18 protein-coding genes are annotated in these 20,626 nt (G+C 69.5%); 10 read left to right on the forward strand and 8 right to left on the reverse strand.

Translation table 11 applies throughout. The annotated features are described in order from the left end of the window. The first annotated feature begins 1 nt into the window (after position 1). Genes ACIQLD_RS14295 through ACIQLD_RS14310 form a run of 4 tightly spaced genes read left to right on the forward strand, consistent with a single transcriptional unit; the run spans position 2 to position 5,386 of the window. Positions 2–1,099, forward strand: coding sequence for an ABC transporter permease (locus tag ACIQLD_RS14295; protein WP_402608916.1), 1,098 nt, complete (start codon positions 2–4; stop codon positions 1,097–1,099). A gap of 24 nt (positions 1,100–1,123) precedes the next feature. Next, positions 1,124–2,611, forward strand: coding sequence for an FGGY-family carbohydrate kinase (locus ACIQLD_RS14300; RefSeq protein ID WP_402608918.1), 1,488 nt, complete (start codon positions 1,124–1,126; stop codon positions 2,609–2,611). After that, positions 2,611–3,684 (forward strand): aminopeptidase, encoded by a 1,074-nt coding sequence (locus ACIQLD_RS14305; protein WP_402608920.1) that lies wholly within the window; start codon positions 2,611–2,613, stop codon positions 3,682–3,684. Before ACIQLD_RS14300 ends, ACIQLD_RS14305 begins: the two co-directional genes overlap by 1 nt. Before the next feature lies 1 nt (position 3,685). Continuing rightward, positions 3,686–5,386: a dihydroxyacetone kinase family protein gene (locus ACIQLD_RS14310; RefSeq protein WP_402608922.1), complete on the forward strand. Its 1,701-nt coding sequence runs from the start codon at positions 3,686–3,688 to the stop codon at positions 5,384–5,386. A 13-nt stretch (positions 5,387–5,399) separates the two neighbouring features. Here the strand turns inward: ACIQLD_RS14310 and ACIQLD_RS14315 are convergent, their stop codons facing one another. The 3 genes from ACIQLD_RS14315 to ACIQLD_RS14325 form a co-directional block, all read right to left on the reverse strand. Next, positions 5,400–5,852, reverse strand: a complete 453-nt coding sequence (locus tag ACIQLD_RS14315) for a hypothetical protein (protein WP_402608924.1) — start codon at positions 5,850–5,852, stop codon at positions 5,400–5,402. A 122-nt stretch (positions 5,853–5,974) separates the two neighbouring features. Beyond that, on the reverse strand, positions 5,975–6,751 hold the full coding sequence (locus ACIQLD_RS14320) for an inositol monophosphatase family protein (RefSeq protein WP_402608926.1): 777 nt from the start codon (positions 6,749–6,751) through the stop codon (positions 5,975–5,977). A 64-nt stretch (positions 6,752–6,815) separates the two neighbouring features. Further along, entirely contained in the window at positions 6,816–7,184 is a 369-nt protein-coding gene (locus ACIQLD_RS14325; protein ID WP_402608928.1) for a VOC family protein, read from the reverse strand. Positions 7,185–7,246: 62 nt separating this feature from the next. Here ACIQLD_RS14325 and ACIQLD_RS14330 point away from each other — a divergent pair, with 62 nt between their 5' ends. Then, positions 7,247–7,696, forward strand: a complete 450-nt coding sequence (locus tag ACIQLD_RS14330; protein WP_402608930.1) for a MarR family winged helix-turn-helix transcriptional regulator — start codon at positions 7,247–7,249, stop codon at positions 7,694–7,696. A gap of 19 nt (positions 7,697–7,715) precedes the next feature. On the opposite strand, the gene ACIQLD_RS14335 is transcribed toward ACIQLD_RS14330, so the two are convergent. The 3 genes from ACIQLD_RS14335 to ACIQLD_RS14345 are packed head-to-tail and all read right to left on the reverse strand — an operon-like array spanning position 7,716 to position 10,662. Further along, a complete protein-coding gene (locus ACIQLD_RS14335) occupies positions 7,716–8,489 on the reverse strand; it encodes a heme ABC transporter ATP-binding protein (RefSeq protein ID WP_402608932.1) in 774 nt (257 codons plus the stop codon). Continuing rightward, the gene (locus ACIQLD_RS14340; protein WP_402608934.1) at positions 8,486–9,559 is read right to left on the reverse strand and encodes a FecCD family ABC transporter permease; all 1,074 of its coding nucleotides are present in this window, start codon (positions 9,557–9,559) and stop codon (positions 8,486–8,488) included. The genes ACIQLD_RS14335 and ACIQLD_RS14340 overlap by 4 nt, the downstream gene beginning before the upstream one ends. Then, positions 9,556–10,662 (reverse strand): hemin ABC transporter substrate-binding protein, encoded by a 1,107-nt coding sequence (locus tag ACIQLD_RS14345; RefSeq protein WP_402608936.1) that lies wholly within the window; start codon positions 10,660–10,662, stop codon positions 9,556–9,558. The genes ACIQLD_RS14340 and ACIQLD_RS14345 overlap by 4 nt, the downstream gene beginning before the upstream one ends. Positions 10,663–10,825: 163 nt before the next feature. On the opposite strand from ACIQLD_RS14345, the gene ACIQLD_RS14350 reads away from it, so the two are divergent. Beyond that, positions 10,826–15,037, forward strand: a complete 4,212-nt coding sequence (locus tag ACIQLD_RS14350) for an HtaA domain-containing protein (protein ID WP_402608938.1) — start codon at positions 10,826–10,828, stop codon at positions 15,035–15,037. A gap of 107 nt (positions 15,038–15,144) precedes the next feature. Further along, positions 15,145–15,459 (forward strand): potassium transporter Trk, encoded by a 315-nt coding sequence (locus ACIQLD_RS14355; RefSeq protein ID WP_402608940.1) that lies wholly within the window; start codon positions 15,145–15,147, stop codon positions 15,457–15,459. Between the two features lie 3 nt (positions 15,460–15,462). Here ACIQLD_RS14355 and ACIQLD_RS14360 read toward each other — a convergent pair whose 3' ends face one another. Next, on the reverse strand, positions 15,463–16,068 hold the full coding sequence (locus tag ACIQLD_RS14360; RefSeq protein ID WP_402608942.1) for a zinc-binding alcohol dehydrogenase: 606 nt from the start codon (positions 16,066–16,068) through the stop codon (positions 15,463–15,465). 86 nt (positions 16,069–16,154) lie between these two features. On the opposite strand from ACIQLD_RS14360, the gene purM reads away from it, so the two are divergent. Genes purM through ACIQLD_RS14375 form a run of 3 tightly spaced genes read left to right on the forward strand, consistent with a single transcriptional unit; the run spans position 16,155 to position 20,074 of the window. Further along, positions 16,155–17,285 (forward strand): phosphoribosylformylglycinamidine cyclo-ligase, encoded by a 1,131-nt coding sequence (gene purM, locus ACIQLD_RS14365; RefSeq protein ID WP_402608944.1) that lies wholly within the window; start codon positions 16,155–16,157, stop codon positions 17,283–17,285. Between the two features lie 6 nt (positions 17,286–17,291). Next, positions 17,292–18,764, forward strand: coding sequence for an amidophosphoribosyltransferase (purF, locus tag ACIQLD_RS14370; protein WP_402608946.1), 1,473 nt, complete (start codon positions 17,292–17,294; stop codon positions 18,762–18,764). Then, positions 18,761–20,074: a CynX/NimT family MFS transporter gene (locus tag ACIQLD_RS14375; protein ID WP_402608948.1), complete on the forward strand. Its 1,314-nt coding sequence runs from the start codon at positions 18,761–18,763 to the stop codon at positions 20,072–20,074. The genes purF and ACIQLD_RS14375 overlap by 4 nt, the downstream gene beginning before the upstream one ends. Positions 20,075–20,098: 24 nt before the next feature. On the opposite strand, the gene ACIQLD_RS14380 is transcribed toward ACIQLD_RS14375, so the two are convergent. After that, positions 20,099–20,623 carry a hypothetical protein gene (locus ACIQLD_RS14380; protein ID WP_402608949.1) on the reverse strand — a complete coding sequence of 175 codons (525 nt, stop codon included), beginning with the start codon at positions 20,621–20,623 and terminating at the stop codon, positions 20,099–20,101. Positions 20,624–20,626: the final 3 nt, after the last annotated feature.

The following is a 20,626-nucleotide window of genomic DNA, read 5'->3' on the forward strand; positions in this document are numbered from 1 at the left end:
CATGCCTCAGGCGACCCCTCCCGGGCAGCTCGCCCGGATGAACGACCAGGTCGATCGGTCGGTGCGGTCATTGCTCGGCCGTATCCACGTGAATCGTGGCGTCGGCCGGATGCTGGTGCTGTTCGCACTCGCGTTCGGACTGTTCGCGATCCTGAACCCGAGGGTCTTCCTCAATCCGATCAACCTGCAGAACATGATGGTCGCCTCGCCCGAGGTCGGCATCCTCGCCATCGCCATGGCGCTCGCCATGCTCACCGGCGGGATCGATCTGTCACTGGTGGCGATCGCGAACCTCTCGGCGATCACCGTCAGCACGATGTTCACGGCGATCGCCAGCAGCGATCCGGCGACCGCGGAGTCGATGGGCGGCCTCATCGCCCTGGTCGGTGTTCTGGTCGGCGCGCTCGCGGGAGCCGTCAACGGCTTCCTGATCGCGACGGTAGGCATCACGCCTATCCTCGCGACGCTGGCCACGATGCAGATCTTCAACGGCATCGCGATCGTCTGGACCGGGGGCACCACGCTCTACGGCGCCCCGGCGGTGCTCTCCTCGGTCGGGCAGGCGACGGTCGGCGGCATCCCTCTTCTGTTCCTCGAATTCCTCGTGGTCGCTGTTCTGATCGGGGTGCTGATCACGCGTACGCCGTTCGGGCGACGCACACAGCTGCAGGGGGCGAACCCGACGGCGGCGATGTACTCCGGTATCCGCAGCACGAGCCTGCTCTACGGCACGTACGTGACGACGGGTGTGCTCGGCGGCATCGCGGGTCTGGTGTTCCTCTCCCGCAACCCGACGGCGAGCGCCGACTACGGCACGTCGTACGTGCTGCTCGTGATCGTGATCGCGGTGCTCGGCGGCACGAACCCCACCGGCGGGTTCGCGACCATCACCGGAGTGGTCCTCGCGACGCTCGTGCTGCAGGTCGTGCAGTCCGGCTTCACGGCGATCCGGCTCTCGGCCTACGAGTACGCGATCGCGCAAGGGGTGATCCTGATCGCGGTGATGGTGTTCGATCAGGTGAGGGTCAAACGAAGGCCGCGCCGGGCACCCAGTAGTCAGACCGAGACGATCGCGCTCGCAGAGATCCCCCGGGCCTGACCCGCGCATCCGAAAGGCATCCTGATGGAACTGTTCCTCGGCATCGACGTCGGAACCTATGAGACCAAGGGCGTGCTGGTCGATGCCGCAGGTCACGTGCACGCCGAGGCGCGCGCCCGGCACGGGATCAGCACGCCCGCGTCTGGCATGGTCGAGCAGGATGCCGACGCAGTGTGGTGGCACGATGTCGTCGAGGTCGCCTCGACGCTGCGGAAGGCGATGCCGGATGCCGTGATCGCCGCGGTCGCGTGCAGTGCGATCGGTCCGTGCGTGCTGCCGGTCGATGCCGAGCTGCGTCCGCTGCGCCCGGCCATCCTCTATGGGGTCGACACCAGGGCCACTGCGGAGATCGACATCTTCGAGACGCGCCTCGGGCACGAGGAGATCTTCCGGCGGGCGGGCAATGCACTGACGAGTCAGTCCGCGGGCCCGAAGATCCTGTGGATCGAGCGCAACGAACCAGCAGTCGCCGCACGCACCCGGTGGTACCTCACGAGTCAGAGCTACCTGGTCGCGCGCCTCACCGGCGAAGTCGTGATCGACCACGCGACGGCGGGGTACTTCCACCCCGGCTATGACCTCGCTCGGCTCGACTGGGACCTCGACGGGATCGACGACCTGATCCGCCCGGAGACTCTGCCCCGGCTCGGGTGGTCGACGGATGTCGCCGGCACGGTCACGGCCGCGGCGGCCATGGCGACCGGCATCCCCGAGGGCATTCCGGTGCTGGTGGGCACGACGGATGCCGTCGCCGAGGCGGTCGGCGCCTCGGTCGTGGCCACAGACGACCTGATGCTCATGTACGGATCGAGCGGGTACTTCATCCGCGTGACCGACGAGCCGCATGCGGATCCGCGGCTGTGGGCGGCGCCGTTCGCTTTGCCCGGGCGCTACGTCCTCGCCGCCGGAACCTCGACGGCGGGCACGGCGACGCGATGGATCGCCGACATGCTCGGACTCGACCATGGCGACGGCGACACGGCGATGTTCGGGCGCCTGATGGAACTCGTGCGCTCAGCGCCGCCGGGTGCGAACGGCGTGCTGCACCTGCCGCATTTCAGCGGGGAGCGCACACCCCTGCACGACCCCGATGCCAGGGCGTCGTTCAGCGGTCTCACGCTCTCGACCGGTCGTGCCGATCTCGCCCGTGCGGTGGTCGAAGGGGTCGGGGAGTCGATCGCGCTCGCGGTCTCCGCATTGCTCGATGCCGGTGCTGCCGAGCCGCGCGTGGTCGCGATCGGCGGCGGAACGCACAACGAGGTGATGGTGCAGACGGTCAGCGACCTGACGGGTCTTCGTCAGCAGACCGCCGCGACGCTCGGGGCGGCCTACGGGGATGCGATGCTCGCGGCGATCGGCCTGGGTGCCGTGACGGAGAAGCAGGCCGCAAGCTGGGTCGCCTTCTCGGGCGAGGTCGTACCCCAGGAGAATCCCGCCCCGCCGTTGCGGGCCGCCTACGAGAGTTTCCCGAAGACGTACCGCGCCCTGCGCGCGCTGAGAGAGGTGGACTGATGAGCAGGTGGCAGGAACTGGCGGAGCATCTCGCCGAGGTGAACGAGGTCGGCGAGGGTACGAAGGTCTCGGTGTTCGCGACGACCTCCTCGGTGCTCGATGCCGTGGACGCCTTCGTGGAGGAGGTGTATCGCCGGGGCGGGATGCCCCAGGTGCTGCTCGTCGAGGAGAAGTACGACCGGTTCGCGCTCGAACACGCGAGCGAGTCGCTGCTGCGCGAGGCCGCCCCGCTCGAGCGGGCTTCGATGGAATGGGCCGACGTGCACGTCTCCTTCCGGGGGATGGAGCCGCCGGCGGATGAGATCGACGGCGCCAGGCTCAGCCTGCAGCGCGAGGGCAAGGGGCTCGTGTCGACCGCGCGGTGGCAGGGCACCCGGTGGACTCTCGTGCGTATTCCCACCCCCGAGTGGGCGGCACTCATCGGTGTGCCCCGCGAGCAGTTGGAGCAGGAGTTCTTCGCCGGCACGCTCGCCGACTGGACAGCGCACCGCGCGCACCTCGACCGGCTGTGTGCCGAGCTGAACCGCACCTCGATGGTCCGCATCCTCGATGACGACACCGATCTGCGCCTGAAGTGCGCCGGCCGCACCTGGGTGCCGTTCGCGGGGGAGGCGAATCTGCCCGACGGCGAGGTCGCGACCGCTCCCGTGGAAGACGGCGTCGAGGGGCACATCACGTTCCCCGGATCGTTCTGGTTCGGCGGCGCGACCATCACCGACCTCCGACTCGACTTCGTCGCAGGGCGGGTGGAGAAGGTGTCGGCCACCCGCGGCCTCGACCTCGTGGAGCGCATCCTCGAGGCCGACGGCGCTCGCCGCGTGGGCGAGCTCGGCATCGGCACCAACCCGCATGTGCAGACGATGACCGGCGACCTGCTGATCGACGAGAAGATCCTCGGCACGGTGCACATCGCGCTCGGCCGCTCCTACCCGCAGTGCGGGGGCAAGAACGAGTCGGCCATCCACTGGGACATCGTGAAGGACCTGCGGTCCTCTGGCAGGCTCGAGGCCGACGGGCGGGTGCTCATCGACCGCACGACCTACGATCCGATCCTCTCCGGGCAGGAGCACTGACATGCGCAAGATCATCAACGACCCTCAGACGTTCGTCGACGAGACGCTCGAAGGCATCCTCCTCGCGCACCCCGACGAGCTGCGGGCGGTCACAGCGGACCGACGTGCGCTGGCGCGGACGGATGCTCCGGCACCGGGGCGCGTCGGCATCGTCACGGGTGGCGGTTCGGGGCACCTGCCGTTCTTCCTCGGCTACGTCGGTCGCGGTCTGTGCTCGGCCGTCGCCGTGGGCAACGTCTTCTCCTCACCGAGCTCCGCGCAGATCCATGCGGCATCGGTGGCCGTGCACTCCGACGCCGGACTCCTCTACCTCTACGGAAACTACGGCGGCGATGTGCTGAACTTCGACATCGCCGCCGATCGCTGCCGCGCCGAGGGTATCGACGTGCGCACTGTGCTCGGGGTGGATGACATCCAGTCCGCGCCGCGTGACCGCGCGGAGTCGCGCCGAGGCGTAGCGGGGCTCGTCCTCGTCTACAAGGTGGCGGGGGCGATGGCCGACCGCGGGGCCTCCCTCGACGAGGTCGAGCGCGTGACCCGCAAGGCGTCAGAGTCGACCCGCACCATGGGTGTCGGCCTGTCGCCGACCGTGCTCCCGGCAGCGGGGGAGGAGACCTTCACGCTCGATGAGGGCGAGATGGAGATCGGCGTCGGCATCCACGGAGAGCGCGGCAGCCACCGCGGCCCTCTCGAGGCGGCTGATGCCATCACGGATCGGTTCCTGGCCGAGATCGGCACCGAACTCGATCTCACCGAAGGGCGGCGCGTGGCCGTGCTCGTGAACGGCCTGGGGGCGACGCCGCTCGAAGAGCTGTACGTGATCTACCGCCGGGTGCACCGCACGCTCGCGGACGCCGGGGTGACCATCGGGTACCGACTCATCGGCGAGTACGTCACGAGCCTGGAGATGGCCGGAGCCTCACTGTCGATCATGCAGCTCGACGACGAGTTGGAAGAGCTGTTGCACGACCCGGCGGGGTCACCGTTCTTCCGTCAGGGGGCGGCTCCGGTGGGGCGGGTGCTCATGGCCGAGACCGCCGTTGACGAAGACGCGGCCACGGTCGAGGTGACCCTGGCCGGATCCCGCAGCGCTCTGCGCGACCTGCTCCTGACCGTGCTGCCGCAGATGGAGCGGCACCGCGAAGAGCTCCGCACCCTGGATGCCGCGCTCGGCGACGGCGACCTCGGCGTCACGGTCGCCGCGGGCAGCGCAGCGGTGGCGGATGCCCTGCGTCAGCTGCCGGATGACCTCGACGCCCGCAGCATCCTGCGCGCGGCGGGTGACGCGTTCGCCGCAGCGAACCCCTCGACGTTCGCGGCTCTGCTCGGAAGCGGCCTGCTCGCTGCGGCGGATCAGGTGCCACCGGGCGTGCACATCGATCGGGCGGGCCTCGTCGATGTGCTCCAGACGGTGGCAGCGAAGATCGCCGTGCAGGGCGGGGCCGTGCGGGGCGACAAGACCGTGATCGACGTGCTCGTGCCCATCGCCGAAGCACTGGAGGGCGGAGCGGATGCGGCCGAAGTGTCGAAGGCGGCGCTTGCCGCGGTCACCGAGAGCGCCGGGTGGCAGTCGCGACGCGGCCGTGCCGGTTGGCAGCAGGAGCGCTCGGTCGGACATGCGGATCCCGGCTCGGTCGCCGTGGCACGGTTCCTCGAGGAGGTCGTGAGAGAGCAGCAGGGCAGAGGTCGGACCGGCGTCTAGGGCACGGTGCCGGTCAGCCCCGCCGGCGACTCGCGATCTCGTCGGCGAGCTCCTGAACACGGACGGGGTCGGCGTCTTCGGCGAGGGCGACGTAGTGGTCCATGACCGACGGACGGTAGCGCACGGGCATCGTCTGCCCTGGCGCGAGCCGGGTGAGCGCGGTGATCGTCAGGTCTTCGTCCGCGATGCCGCGGAATGAGACGCCGCCGGCGGTCTCGACGTCGAGCATCAGGACCACGCGGGGACTGCCGTCGCTGCTGACCTCCCGCCAGTCGACGAGAACGCCGAGCGCGAGCGTGCCTGTGCGCAGTTCCGCATTGCGCCTGCGTGCCTCGCCGCTCAGGAGCGGGTTCGGGGCGACACCGGGGAAGTCGGGTCCGACGCCGAGCGATTGCCGACTCAGGTCGGGACGGAGCTGCTCCATCAGGTCGTCGAGCTTCTGCTTCCTCTTCTTCGAACCGAACACCAGAGCCCTCCCTCGCGCCGGTGCCCGGATGTCGGCCTGGCGCTTCGCCTCACCGCGATTGTAGGGGCGCCGGTCCCCGTCCAGCCCCGTTCAGGTGCGAGACCGCCGGCTTTCGGATCGGTCTACGCGACCGGCAGGTGCGGCGGATGGGCGACGATGCCGCCTCGCACGGTTGCGGGGCGCCTCACGATGAGCCCCGCCTCTTCGGCGATCAGCGCGCCCGCTGCCCAGTCGAACTCGTACAGGTCGGTCTCGATGAAGGCATCGACGCTGCCTTCTGCGACCAGGCACAGTCCGAGCGCGGCAGACCCGATGCTGCGCAGATCCGTGAACGCCGACATGCGCGTCGGGAGCTCCGCGAGCTGCCGCGCCCGCTGCTCGGGGTCGTAGGAGAACCCGACGGCGAGCAGCACGGGAGTGGCGTCGGTCGCCGGTCCGCGCAGCCGTCGCCGGATGCCGCCAGACTCGCGGTACGCGCCGAGTCCTGACCCCGCGGAGTAGACGTGATCGAGCTCGGGGGCGTGCACCACACCGGCGAGCCAGGACCCGGAGCGCGCATCCTGCACTGCGACGGACGATCCGTAGTGCGGGAGTCCTCGGACGAAGTTGGAGGTGCCGTCGAGCGGGTCGATCGACCAGCGGAGCGCGGAGCCGGAGCCGGTGGTCGCGTATTCCTCGCCCGACACTTCGTCGTCGGGGCGGTGCTCGGCGATGACGGCACGGATGGCGCGTTCGGCCCGTAGATCGATCTCGGTGACCACGTCGCCGGAGGCCCCCTTGGTACGGAGTCCCAGTCCATCGGGGGAGGCGTCGCGATCCCTCGCCGCCTCGGCGAGCACGGCGGCCCCGGCTGAGGCCGCGGAGATGGCGATGTCGAGCAGGTCGGATGCAGACGGCATGGCGATATCGGTCCTCCGGTGGGCGATCCTCCAGCGTAGCGCCGGCCGGCTCACGCGGAGGGGGTCAGGCGCGGTCGTGGAGGGTGATCTGGTAGCCGTCGGGGTCGGCGAACGTGAAGGTGCGGCCGAACGGTCCGTCGATCGGGTCCGCGACGATGGTGTGTCCGTCGGCGAGGAGCGCATCGTGGATGGCCTGGACATCAGTGGCGTGGAGCCAGATCGCCGCGCCGATGCCCGGCTGGGCGACGCCGGCCAGATCGGTGCCCGGCGCGATGTCGCGGAGGGCGAAGGCGATGGGTGTCGTCTCGAAGACGACGGCGTGCGGCGGGCCGGCAGGCGAGCGGACGAGACCGAGGTACTTCTCGTAGAACGCGTGGGAGGCGGCGAGGTCGCGTGCCTGCAGGGAGATGAAGTCGGGGCCGGTGACGGGCATGTCGTGTTCCTTTTGTTGGTGTCAGTTTTCTGACATGCGCAACTGTATGTCAGAATACTGACATGAGTCAAGACCGAGTCGGGATCGACCTGGACACGTCGTTGGGCTACCTGCTGAAAGAAGCGTCCAGTGCCCTGCGCGCCGCGATGGAAGAGGTGCTGCGCCCGCTCGGGATGACCATCACCCACTACTCCTGCCTCGAACTGCTGGCGCAACGACCCGGGCTGTCGAACTCCGAGCTCGCGCGCGGCGCATTCGTCACGCGGCAGTCGATGAACGTGCTGCTGCAGGCGCTGGAGCGGGACGGGTTCGTGACCAGGCCGGCGGAGGCCCCGGTCGGCAAGGCCCTCCCCGCCCGCCTCACCGACCGCGGTCGTGAGAGTCTCGCGACGGCGACTGCTGCCGTCCGCTCGGTGGAGGTCCGGATGCTGTCCGGGATGACCGAGGACGAGCAGGCGGGAGCGCTGAAGATCCTCCGGAGCATGATCCGCTCCCTGCGCGGCGAGGCGTAGTCCTCCGTCGAGCCTCGACTCAGCGCCGAGCGACCACCAGCGGAACCCCGGTCGCGGGGTGCGGGAACACGTCGACCGCCTGGCCGTAGACCTGCTCGATCTGCTCGGCGGTCAGCACCTCGGTCGGCGTACCCGTCGCCGCGACCCTGCCGTCGGCGAGCAGCGTGACGCGGTCGGCGTGCGCGAGGGCGGCGTTGAGGTCGTGCAGCACGATGGCCACCGCGATCCCGTCATCCGCGCGTCCGCGGATCAGCCGCATGACGTCTTCGTGGTGCTTCAGGTCGAGAGCCGCGGTCGGTTCGTCGAGCAGCAGGATGCCGGTGCTCTGGGCGATCACGCGGGCGAGGGCGACCCTGGCGCGCTCGCCGCCGGAAAGGGAGGGGACGGCACGTGCCTGGAGTGCGGTGACCTCGGTCTGCGCCATCGCTGCGGACACCCGCTCGTCGTCTTCGTCGGCCGCCGGCGTGCGTGCCCAGGGTGTTCGGCCCATCCGCACCACCTGCTCGGCACTGAAGGGGAACGTGACGGTGATCTCCTGCAGCAGGACGGCACGCTGCTGGGCGAGCGTGCGCGGTTTGATCCGGTCGATCGGCTGGCCGTCGAGCTCGACCGTGCCGGCCTGTGCCGTGACGTCTCCGGCGAGCACTCCGAACAGGGTGGACTTGCCCGCCCCGTTCGGCCCGACGAGGGCGTGGATCTCTCCGGAGTGGATCGCGATGGACGCAGCGTCGAGGATCGTCCGCCCTTCGCCGACGCGCACCGTGAGCCCCGTTCCGCGGAGCCGGACGGTCATGCCCATCCTCCCGAGCGACGACGGGTGCGCACGAGCAGCCACAGGAAGAACGGGCCGCCCACCAGCGAGGTGATCATGCCGATGGGCAGATCGGCGAGAGGCACGGCCGTGCGGGCGACGAGATCGGCGACCGCGATGAGCAGCGCGCCGCCGAGCGCCGAGGCGATCACGAGCGGCAGGTGGGCAGGGCCGATCATCATGCGCATCAGGTGCGGCACGACGAGTCCGGCGAAGCCGATGATCCCGGCGAAGGCGACCGCCGCGCACACCAGCAGCGCGACCGTCACGATCACGACGATCCGCAGCAGCTCGACGTTGACGCCGAGGTGTCGCGCGGTGCGCTCGCCGAGGGCGAAGAGATCCAGGCTGGGGGCGACGATCAGCGCGACGACCACGCCGATCAGCACGAGGGGGGCGACGAGCTGGATGTTCGACCACAGCGCGCCGTTCAACGAACCGAGCTGCCAGAACACGATCTGCTCGCGGGTCGATGTGGTGCCGAGGAACGTGAAGAACGCCATGCCGGCGCCCGCGATCGCATTGATGGCGATACCGGTGAGCAGGAGGGTCACGACCTCGGTGCGCCCGCCTGAACGACTGATGAAGTACACCGAGAACACGGCGACCAGGCCACCGAGGAACGCGAAAGCGGGCGTGGTCCACATGCCGAAGGTCGCGAGTCCGAAGGTGATGCTCGCCGCCGCGCCGAGCGCCGCGCCCGAGGAGACGCCGACCACGCCGGCGTCCGCGAGCGGGTTGCCGAAGATCGCCTGCATGAGCACACCGGAGACGGCGAGGGCGGCGCCGACGAGGAGGCCGAGCACGATGCGCGGCATGCGCAGGTTGAAGATCACGCCGTAGTCGGTGGATGCCGACGGTGCCCACGCGGTGTCGATCCCCACACCATGCAGCAGCACGCCGATGAGGGAGGAGGGGGAGAGGTCGTACTGCCCACTCGTGATGGAAACGATGCAGGTGATCGTGAGCGCGACGATCAGGCCGACCGTCACCAGGGCGAAGCGCAGGCCCCGGTGTCTCGTCGGAGTCGGGGTGACGACCTCCCCGGTCACTTCGCGGGCTCGGGGGCGTACAGAGCGCGGGCGAGGGCACCGATAACGTCGGCGGTGCGCGGACCGAAGCTCAGGATCTCGCTGTCGGCCATGTCGATCACGCGACGGTTCGCGCCGGCGGGAGTCTGGGCCACGGCGGGGATCCGCTCGATCAGGCCGTCGATGCCGCCCACGGATTCGAGCCCGTCGGTCATCATCACCAACACGTCCGGCTGCGCGGCGACGAGGGCCTCGGCGGTCATCGGCTTCATGCCCTCCCAGCCGATCTCGGCCGCCACATCGACGCCGCCGACGGCGTCGATCAGCGAATCGGCGCCGGAGTCCTCCCCGAAGATGTAATAGACATTCGCGCTGCCCCGCACGTAGAGGAACAGCATCCGGGCGCGATCGGCTTCGTCGGCGGGAACGACCTCGGCGATCTCCGCGAGCGTCTCGTCGACCGAGGTGCCCAGCCGCGTGATGAGGGCATCGCCGCGGCTCGGCACACCGAGGGCGGTGGCGATCTCCGTCACGAGCTCGTCCGTGGTGTCGAGGCGACGGTCGCTGGAGATCACGACGACCGCGATGCCCGCGTCGCGCAGTTGCTGACGCACCTCCTTCGGGCCGATCGTGGTGTCGGTGAGGACGACCGTCGGGGCCAGCTCGAGGATCGCCTCGGCGTTGAGGGTGTGGCCGGTCTTGGTCACGACGGGGAGATCTTCGGTGCCGGCGAAGACCGTGGAGGCGTCGCGACCGACGACCTGATCGCCGAGGCCGAGCGCGAAGACCGTCGATGCGATCGTGCCGGAGATGTCGATCGGGAGGATGCGGTCGACGTCGGTGATCTCGACCTGGTGACCCTCGCTGTCGGTCACCGTTACGGGCAGCTTCGGCGCGCTGTCATCGTCGACCGGCTCGATCGCGTGGCTCGACAGGCAGGCGGTCGATGGGCCTTCGTGTCCGCGCACGTCGTCGATCAGGTCGAGCGAGGCCAGCGGGACAGATGCCTGCGGACAGCTGTCGTCGGGGGTGGCAGGGGGTGCGGCCGTGGCGCCCGGCTCTGCGCACGCGGTGAGCCCGACGGCGAGAGCGGCGACGAAGAGAAGGGCGGAGACGCGACGCATTAGGCAAGGCTATCCTAAAACTTGACGCGCGCCGATCCGCACCTCTACGCTCAGGAACGGCGGCTTGCTTAGCTAAGCCTAACCAAAATCCTACCTTCGCCCGACTGCATTGCGGCACCGCCGGCGCGCGTGCTCTTCTGCGTGCCCGGAGCCGTGGAGAACCGTGAACGCCACAGCCACAGCATCCCCGGGGAGCGCTCGCATACGCGTGCTGCTCGCCGCATTCGTCTCCTTCCTCCTCATCGCCGCGGGTGCCGTGATCGTGCCGCCCGCGCACGCTGCCGGTGCGACGGTCACCGCCACGGTGGCCTCCGCAGGCTCTTCGGGCGTGAGCGTGCAGGTGCAGGCGAGCGGCCTGCCCGAAGTCGAGGGGGCGTATGCGGCCCTCATCGTGAAGGGCACGGAGGCAGGGCTCACGGGTGGCGGCGGGTATGCCGCGTTCGTGATGCCGACTGTCACCGCAGGAGCGAGCACGTTCACGCTCGACGCGCCGACCGGTTCGCTGGACCGCACGAAGGCCTATGAGGTGCTCGTCTGGCAGAAGCACTCGAACCCGAGCGAGACCACGATCTACGGCCGCGGCGACGTCGCCATCTCGGCTGGGCAGTGGGACGCGGTGTTCGGCACCGTTCCCACCGACCCGGGAACCGACCCCGGCACGGACCCCGGCACCGACCCCGGCACGGACCCTGGTACGGACCCCGGCACGGATCCTGGTACCGATCCCGGCACGGACCCTGGTACCGATCCCGGGACAGACCCGGGTACCCCGGTCTCTGCAGCGATCGAGGTGTTCCTCGCCGACGGCACCACTCCGGCCGCAGGCGTGGCGCTCAAGGCGGGCGACAAGGTCGTCGTGAAGGGCTCGGGCTACGACCCGGGCGCGAACCTCGGCACCGAGGGCCGCGGTGTGCCGATCCCCAAGCACCTCCCTCAGGGCACCTACGTCGTGTTCGGCAACTTCGCCTCGGCATGGCAGCCCTCCACGGGCGCCGCATCGTCGACGCGATCCTCCGGGTCGCAGGTGTGGGCGCTGGCCGAGGGCGTGCTGAACCAGGTTCCCGCGCAGTATCAGAGCGCGATCCGCGCGCAGTGGGTCGACATCGCGGCCGACGGCACGTTCCAGGCGACGGTGACCCTGAAGGATGCGGCGGCCACGCCGGGGACTTACGGGATCTACACGTATGCGGCCGGCGGCGTGATCAACGCCGACCAGGAGCGCAGCGTCGCCCTGAACTACACAGAGACCCCCGTTGTCTCCACGGTCGTGAAGTCGGCCACGGCGAAGGACGGCCTGACCGTCACGGCCTCCGGCACCAAGCTCGGCGCGATCACCGGCGCCTACGTCGCGCTGATCGAGAAGGGCGCCGAGGCGAACGTCACCGGCAGCGGAGGGTTCCTCGCGATGCAGTACGTGCGAAACATCACGGGAGGCGCGCTCACGATCGATCTGACCGCCGCTGCAGACACGCTCGACCGCACGAAGTCCTATGAGGTCATCGTCTGGAAGCAGCACTCGAACCCCGATGCGAGCACCATCTACGCCCGTGCAGCCGTCACCCTCACCGACGCGCAGTGGGAGAGCCTGCAGCCGGCCCCGGTCTCTGCAGCGATCGAGGTGTTCCTCGCCGACGGCACCACTCCGGCCGCAGGCGTGGCGCTCAAGGCGGGCGACAAGGTCGTCGTGAAGGGCTCGGGCTACGACCCGGGCGCGAACCTCGGCACCGAGGGCCGCGGTGTGCCGATCCCCAAGCACCTCCCGCAGGGCACTTACGTCGTCTTCGGCAACTTCGCCTCGGCATGGCAGCCGTCCACGGGCGCTGCATCGTCGAGCCGTTCGGTCGGTGCGCAGGTATGGGCGTTGGCCGAGGGTGTGCTGAACCAGGTTCCCGCGCAGTATCAGAGCGCGATCCGCGCGCAGTGGGTCGACATCGCGGCCGACGGCACGTTCCAGGCGACTCTGACGTTGAAGGACGCCGCGGCTTCCCCCGGTTCGTACGGTGTCTACACGTATGCGGCCGGCGGCGTGATCAATGCCGACCAGGAGCGCAGCGTCGCCCTGAACTACGGCGTCACGCCGACAGTGACCGCAGCCGTGAAGACCGCGACGGCGAACGACGGCCTGACCATCACCGCCTCCGCCTCGAAGCTCGGTGCGATCACGGGTGCGTACGTCGCGCTGATCGAGAAGGGCACCGAGGCGAACGTCACCGGCAGCAGCGGCTTCCTGGCGATGCAGTACGTGCGGAACATCACGGGGGGCGCGCTCACGATCGACCTGACCGCCGCTGCAGACGCGCTCGACCGCACGAAGTCCTACGAGGTCATTGTCTGGAAGCAGCACTCGATGCCAGACGCGAGCACGATCTACGCGCGGAGCGCCGTCACGGTGACCGACGCGCAGTGGGACACCCTCTTCCCGGCAGGACCGACCGTGGCGACGGCCGTGAAGACGGCGACGGCGAACGACGGCCTGACCGTCACCGCGTCTGCCACGAATCTCGGCGAGATCCCCGGCGCCTACGTCGCGCTGATCGAGGCCGGCACCGAGGGCGCCGTGAACGCCGACGGCGGCTTCCTCGCCATGCAGTGGGCGCAGAAGGTCACGTTCGGCGCCTTCTCTATCGACCTCACGACCGCGGCGAAGAACCTCGACCGCACGAAGTCGTACGAGGTCATCGTGTGGAAGCAGCACTCGAACCCCGGTGCGAGCACGATCTACGCGCGCTCGACCGTGACCATCACGCCCGCGCAGTGGGACGCACTGCTCGACGTGAAGGTGCCGGAGGTGCCGGAGACGCCCGTCACCCCGACGAATCCGCCGGCGAACGTCCCGGGCGGCTCGCTCCGCTGGGCGATCTCCTCCTCGTTCACCGACTACATCACGAGCGACATCGCGAAGGGATCCATCGCGGTCTCCGACGGCGCGACCCGCTCGGGCGGTCAGTTCCAGTTCGGCCAGACGGTCGGGGGTGACTTCGACGTCAACACCGGGCTCGGCAGCGTCGTGTACCGGGGCTCGGTGCGCTTCACCGGACACCAGGGTGTGCTCGATGTGACGGTCTCGAACCCGCAGATCCGCATCACCTCACTGAGCGCGGCGACGCTGTACGTGACGAGCGGCGGTGCACAGGTGCCGTTCGCGACACTCGACCTCTCGAGCGCGGCGCGCATCGTGGCCAACGGCGCGGTCACCTACACGGCGGCTCCTGCCGCGCTGACCGCGGAGGGACGCGACCGTGTGCTGTCGGGCTACGGCACCACGCTGAATCCGGTGACCTTCACGATCGGCTCGGTCTCCGCGGCACCTGCCGGGTCGAGCGGCACGGTGGCTGCGGCGGTCGTGAAGCCCAAGACCACGCTCCCGGCTGCTCCGCCGGCGACCGAGGGGATCGAGGCCGACGAGGCCAACCTGTCCGCACTCGCATCCGGGCTGCCGGCCACGGTGTCGGCATCCGGGTTCCGCGCGAACGAGCAGGGCATCAAGGTCGTCGTGTACTCGACGCCCGTCCTGCTCGAGACGGTGACGGCCGACGCGAACGGCGTCGCGACCTGGTCGGGCGCCCTTCCCGCGAGCCTCGAGGACGGCGAGCACACGCTCACATTCCAGGGCTCGGTGAACCGTGGTCTCGCGTTCACCCTGAACAGGGCTACCACCGCGATCGGTGCGTGCACGGTCGAGGGTGCCACTCTCAAGTGGGGCTACAAGGAGTCGTTCCGCACCTACATCGAGGGCATCGCGAAGGGCGGCTGGACGCTGACCGACGTCGCATACCAGTACCCCGACTACGTGTGGGAGGGCGGCACCGGATCGTTCGATGACGAGACCCTCGCGGGCCTGGTCACCTACGGTGGCAGCATCACCTTCACCGGCCACGACGGCGCGCTCAACACGACGCTCGCGAACGCGGCCGTCGAGCTCGCCGGAGACAAGGGCTACCTGGTCTTCGATGTGACCGGCACCACGCAGGGGGGCGAGAGCATCGACCAGAAGGGCGTGCGCCTCGCGGAGTTCGCCCTCGGTGACGCGGCGGTCGTCGACGGCGTGCTGACGCTCGACGCGATCCCGACCACGCTGACCGAGGCCGGAGCCTCCGCGTTCGGCACCTACGCCGCCGGTGAGGAGCTCGACCCGGTCACCGCCGTCATCCCGGTCGGCGCGGCCTGCGGCGTCGCGGAGGAGAAGCCCACCTCCGACTCCGAGGCCAGCGCCGCGGTGACCACCGCGACCGCGCCTGCCGCATCCGATGGCGCTCCGGTGTGGCCGTGGATCGTGGGCGGCCTGATCGTCGTCGCCCTCGCGGCGACCGGCGGCGTGCTGATCGTCCGTCGCAACCGCACGGAAGAGGCCGCCCAGACGACGACCGAGGTCTAGTCGAGGCGCGACACGGAACGGCCCTTCCCGCGGCGGACGCGGGGAGGGCCGTTCTTCCGTCCCGATCTCGGGTACGCGGCATCCGTCGGCGGTGGGACAATGGATGCATGGCCCCCACCGATTCCCACCAGACCGTCGAAGCGACCGTGCGCCGTGTGCCGCGGTACGGCGTGCTCATGGGCATCGGCGTCGTGGTCGGCGTGATCGCGGCCGGCATCCTCACCTGGACCGGCAGCTTCGACGAGTCGCAGGCACTCGACGTCGTCTACCCGCCCGGTCAGGTGTTCGGCTTCCTTCTGCTGTGGACGGTGCCGATCGGCATCGCGCTCGGCGGCATCGTCGGTCTGATCATGGAGCGCCTGGCTCGTCGTCACGACAGGGTCGTGCGGGTCGACCGCGAGACCGTCGTCGACGAGGACTGACCTCTAGGCGAGCTCGGCGATCACCGGACGGATCGCCGCGTCGAACGCCACGACGTCGCGGCGCAGGCCGTCGGTCACCGCGACGGTGAGCGCGCCGATCCACCAGATGCCGCGCTGCGAGAACGGCAGCACCTGCACGTTCAGCTCGAAGGAGTGCGCGCGCCGGCCGACTTCGCGCTCGAACTCCGCGATCGCACTCGCATACGCACGGTAGGCATCGCCGCCGGTGTGGCTCTTCATCGAGTTCACGTACCGGTCGTGCGCGGCTCGCGCGTAGAGCAGGGCCGACGTCGCCTGCGGGGCGATGGCCGCCGTGAGTTCCTCCGCACCGTGGGCGGGAAGGGCGACCAGGGTGTCGAACCCGTCGATGAGTTCGAGCGGTACGTCGGACGGATGCGCACGAGGCTCGACCGTCATGTCCCAGTAGTCCCGCCACTGGGCCTCGATCGCGGGGGACGCGTCGACCGCGTCCGGTGCACGCACGGCGAGCTCGCGCAGGCTCGGCAGATCCTCCGGGACCCTGATCCCGAGGCGCTGCCGCAGTGCGAGGGCGACGAGCACCGGAACGCTCGCGTCTTCGCGGATGAGCCACTGCGGCTTGTCTGCCATGGCCCCATCGTAGGCGGGTCGGGCGTCCGGATCCGAGGTCCGACGTCGCGGAGAGTCGGACCGGCTGCGGGCGGTAGGCTGGAGGCGTGGCTGCCTCCCCCACCAATCCCTATTCCGAAGCCGGCGTCGACACCGCTGCAGGTGATCTCGCCGTCGAGCTGATGAAGTCTTCCGTGCGCGCGACGCACGGTCCCGAAGTGCTCGGCGGTGTCGGCGGATTCGCCGGACTGTTCGATGCCAGCGCGCTGCGCGACTTCCGTCGCCCGCTGCTCGCGACCAGCACCGACGGCGTCGGCACGAAGGTCGCGATCGCGCAGGCGATCGACAAGCACGACACGATCGGCCAGGACCTGGTCGGCATGGTCGTCGACGATATCGTCGTGGTGGGCGCGAAGCCCCTCTTCATGACGGACTACATCGCGTGCGGAAAGGTGGTCCCCGAGCGGATCGCCGACATCGTGCGCGGCATCGCCCAGGCGTGCTCGGCCACCGGCACCGCACTCGTCGGCGGCGAGACGGCGGAGCACCCGGGCCTGCTCGGACCGCGCGACTACGACGTGGCGGGAGCGGCGACCGGCGTGGTCGAGGCGGATGCGATCCTCGGTGCGGAACTCGTCCAGGACGGTGACGCGGTGATCGCCGTCGCCTCCAGCGGGCTGCACTCCAACGGCTACTCCCTCGTGCGCCACATCGTGACCCGTGCGGGCATCGGCTACGGCGACAACGCGGCCGACTTCGGCACCACCTGGGGCGAGGCGCTTCTCGAGCCGACCCGCCTCTACACGCTGCCGCTGCTTCGTCTGATCGATCAGCTCGGCGGCTCCACGGGAACCGGCGGCGTGCACGCACTCAGCCACGTCACCGGCGGAGGCATCGCGGCGAACCTCGCCCGCGTGCTCCCGCAGGGCAGCTGGGTCGAGGTCGACCGCAGCAGCTGGTCGCCGAGCCCCGTCTTCCGTGTGCTCAGCGACATCGCCGGTTCCACGCTGGAATCGGCGGAGGGCACCTGGAACCTCGGCATCGGCTTCCTCGCCGTGGTCGCCGCAGAGAAGAAGGACGCCGCGATCGCGGCGTTGAACGCCGAGGGCATGCCCTCGTGGCAGGTCGGGACCGTCGGCTTCGGCCCGCGTCCGGCCGGCGAATTCGAACAGGGCGCCAAGGGCGTCGACGGTGGAGCAGTGCGCCTGGTCGGCGCCTACGCGGACGGAGCGAAGTAAGAGCCCATGTGCGGCATCGTCGGAATGGTGGGCTCAGCCCCGGTCAATCAGGACATCTACGACGCACTCCTGCTGCTGCAGCACCGCGGCCAGGACGCGACGGGTATCGCCACCGCCGAGGCGAACGGCGTGATGCACAACGCCAAGGCGCAGGGCATGGTCCGCGAGGCTTTCCGTACTCGCGACATGCGAGCCCTGCTCGGCAACGTGGGCCTCGGCCACGTGCGCTACGCCACCAAGGGCACGGCTTCGAACGAAGAGGAGATGCAGCCGTTCTACGTGAACGCGCCGTACGGCATCATCCTCATCCACAACGGAAACCTCACCAACACGCGTGAGCTCACGGCCGACATGGCCAAGCGAGACCGCCGCCACCTCAACTCCTCGAGTGACACCGAGCTGCTGCTCAACGTGCTCGCCGGTGAGCTGCAGAACACGACCTCGGCCGTCGACCTCGACCCCGAGCGTGTGTTCGAGGCCGTCGCCCGCACGCACGAGCGCATCGAGGGTGCGTACGCGGTGATCGCCGTGATCGCCGGCTACGGGTTGCTCGCATTCCGCGACCCGTTCGGCATCCGTCCGCTGATCCTGGGCCGTCGTCCCTCGACCGTCCCCGGTGCCGAGGGCAAGGACGAGTGGGTCGTCGCGAGCGAGTCGCTCGTGCTCGAGAACGGCGACTACGACGTCGTGCGCGAGGTCGAGCCCGGCGAGGCGATCTTCATCACCAACGACGGCGAGTTGTTCTCGAAGCAGTGCGCCACGGCCGCCACGCTCGCGCCGTGCGCGTTCGAGTACGTCTACCTCGCCCGTCCCGACTCCGTCATGAACGGCATCTCGGTGTACGAGTCGCGCCTGCGCATGGGCGACCGTCTCGCCGACACGATCGCCAAGCATGTGCCGATGGACAAGATCGACGTGGTCATGCCGATCCCCGACTCGTCGCGCCCCGCCGCGATGGAGGTCGCCCGCAAGCTCGGCATCGAGTATCGCGAGGGCTTCTACAAGAACCGCTACGTCGGCCGCACCTTCATCATGCCGGGGCAGGCGGTGCGCAAGAAGAGCGTGCGTCAGAAGCTCAACGCCATGTCGACCGAGTTCCAGGGCAAGAACGTGCTCCTGATCGACGACTCGATCGTGCGGGGCACGACCTCCAAGGAGATCATCCAGATGGCGCGGGATGCCGGCGCCGCCTCGGTGACCTTCGCCTCGGCGGCCCCGCCCGTGCGGCACCCACACGTGTACGGCATCAACATGCCGTCGCGTCATGAGCTCATCGCCCACGGACGCACGATCCCCGAGATCGCCGAGGAACTCGGTTGCGATCACCTCGTCTACCAGGAGGTCGAAGACCTCAAGGCCGCGATCATCGAGGGCTCGGCGCTCACCGATCTCGACATGAGCTGCTTCGACGGCCGGTACGTGACCGGCACCGTCTCGGATGAATACCTGGCCTGGGTGGAGGGGTCACAGACCTCATGACGATGCCGAGCGCACGACCGCTGTGGCAGGGTCGGGCTCTCGCACTCGTGGGGATCGTCCTGGTGGCGTTCTCGCTGCGTTCGGCGGTCGCCTCTCTGTCGCCGGTGATCGATCACGTCGCCGAGGACTTCCCGGTCTCGCCCGTCGTCGTCGGGCTGATCGGCGCCGCACCGCCCGTCTGCTTCGCGATCTTCGGTCTGCTCACGCCGCTGTTCGAGCGGCGGTTCGGTCTGGAGCGGATGGCGGTCGCTGCGATCACGCTCATGGCACTGGGCCTGCTGCTGCGTGGTCTCGCCGTCGATTCGACGACCCTGCTCGCGGCGACCGCAGTCGTGTTCGCGGGCGTCGGCTCGGGCAACGTGTTGCTCCCGCCGCTGGTCAAGAAGTACTTCCCCGATCGGCTCGGGGTCATGATGACCATCTACTCGACCACGATGGCGGTGTCGACGTTCCTGCCCCCGCTGGTCGCCGTGCCGGTGGCCGACTCGCTCGGCTGGCGGGTGTCGCTGGGCATGTGGGGAATCGTCGCGGGGATCGCGCTGGTGCCGTGGGTCGCGCTGCTGCTGAAGAACGGTTCGCGTGCGGCCGAGCCGGTGAAGACCGAGCTGCTGGTCCCCGACCCGACCGACGGCGTCGACGACGTGCGGGATGCGGTGGCCGCCTCGACCGGTCCGATCACGACCACCCCGGCGAACCGTCGATACTTCGCCCGGCTGTGGCGCCTTCCGCTCGCCTGGGCGCTCGCGATCGTCTTCGGGGCGTCGTCGACCATGGCGTACGTCTCGTTCGCGTGGATGCCGACCATGCTCGTCGACATCGGCGGCGTCACTCCGGCGACTGCGGGCTTCCTGCTCTCCCTTTTCGCGCTGATCGGTCTGCCGTGCTCGCTGCTCGTGCCGATCCTCGTCGTGCGCTTCCAGGCGACGCGCCCGCTCTTCTTCGTCGCGGTCGGCGGAGGGCTGGTGGGGCTCGCCGGCTTCCTGTTCGCGCCGACCGTGGCCCTGCCGCTGTGGGTGAGCATCTTCGGTCTCACCGCCATCATGTTCCCGCTGAGCCTGGTGCTGCTCAGCATCCGCGCCCGCACACCGGAGAGCGCGGTGGCACTGAGCGGGTTCGTGCAGAGCATCGGCTACGCCATCGCGGCGACCTTCCCGCTGCTGATCGGGCTGCTGCACGAGACGACCGCGGGCTGGCAGATCCCGCTCCTGGTCATCGCGGGTGTGCTGATCGTCGCGATCCCCGCCGGCATCGTCGCGGGGCGTCGCCGCACGGTCGAAGACGAGTGGGAGCACCGGCACGGCCGCTGGTGAGTCTGTGGCCGTGCCGCTGCGACGTCACTCGGCCATGCGCTCCCCGGCGGGGGAGAGCACCCACCAGATGCCGCCGACGCCCTGGCCATTGACGTCTCCTGCGGAGGCATCACCGGCGAAGTAGTACAGCGGCCAGCCGTTGAGGGTCACCTGAGTGGAGCCGTCGGCCGTGGTGATGGTGCCGACTTCGCCGGTCACGCCTTCGACGGCCGGCGCGTCGCTCTCGACGGTCAGCGGCGGCCAGTTCGTCAGGCACTCGCCGGTGCACTCGCTCTTGCCCGAGCCCTGCGTGTCGTTGTCGAACATGTAGAGCGTCTTCCCGTCGGCGTCGACGACGATCTCGCCGAGATCCGAGTCCGCGGTCATCAGAGTGCCTGAGCCGGACGACGATCCCGAAGTGGGGGCGCTCGACTCGGAGGACTGGCCGTAGGCGCCGCCCGTGTCCTGCGCCCCACCGCCGGAGCTTCCGCCGGTCGACGTGCAGCCGGCGACGACGAACGTCATGAGCAGTGCGGCGACGGCCGCGGTCTTCGAGACTCTCGAGAACATGGT

The organism is Microbacterium sp. NPDC091662 (assembly GCF_044756705.1).
Lineage (GTDB): Bacteria > Actinomycetota > Actinomycetes > Actinomycetales > Microbacteriaceae > Microbacterium.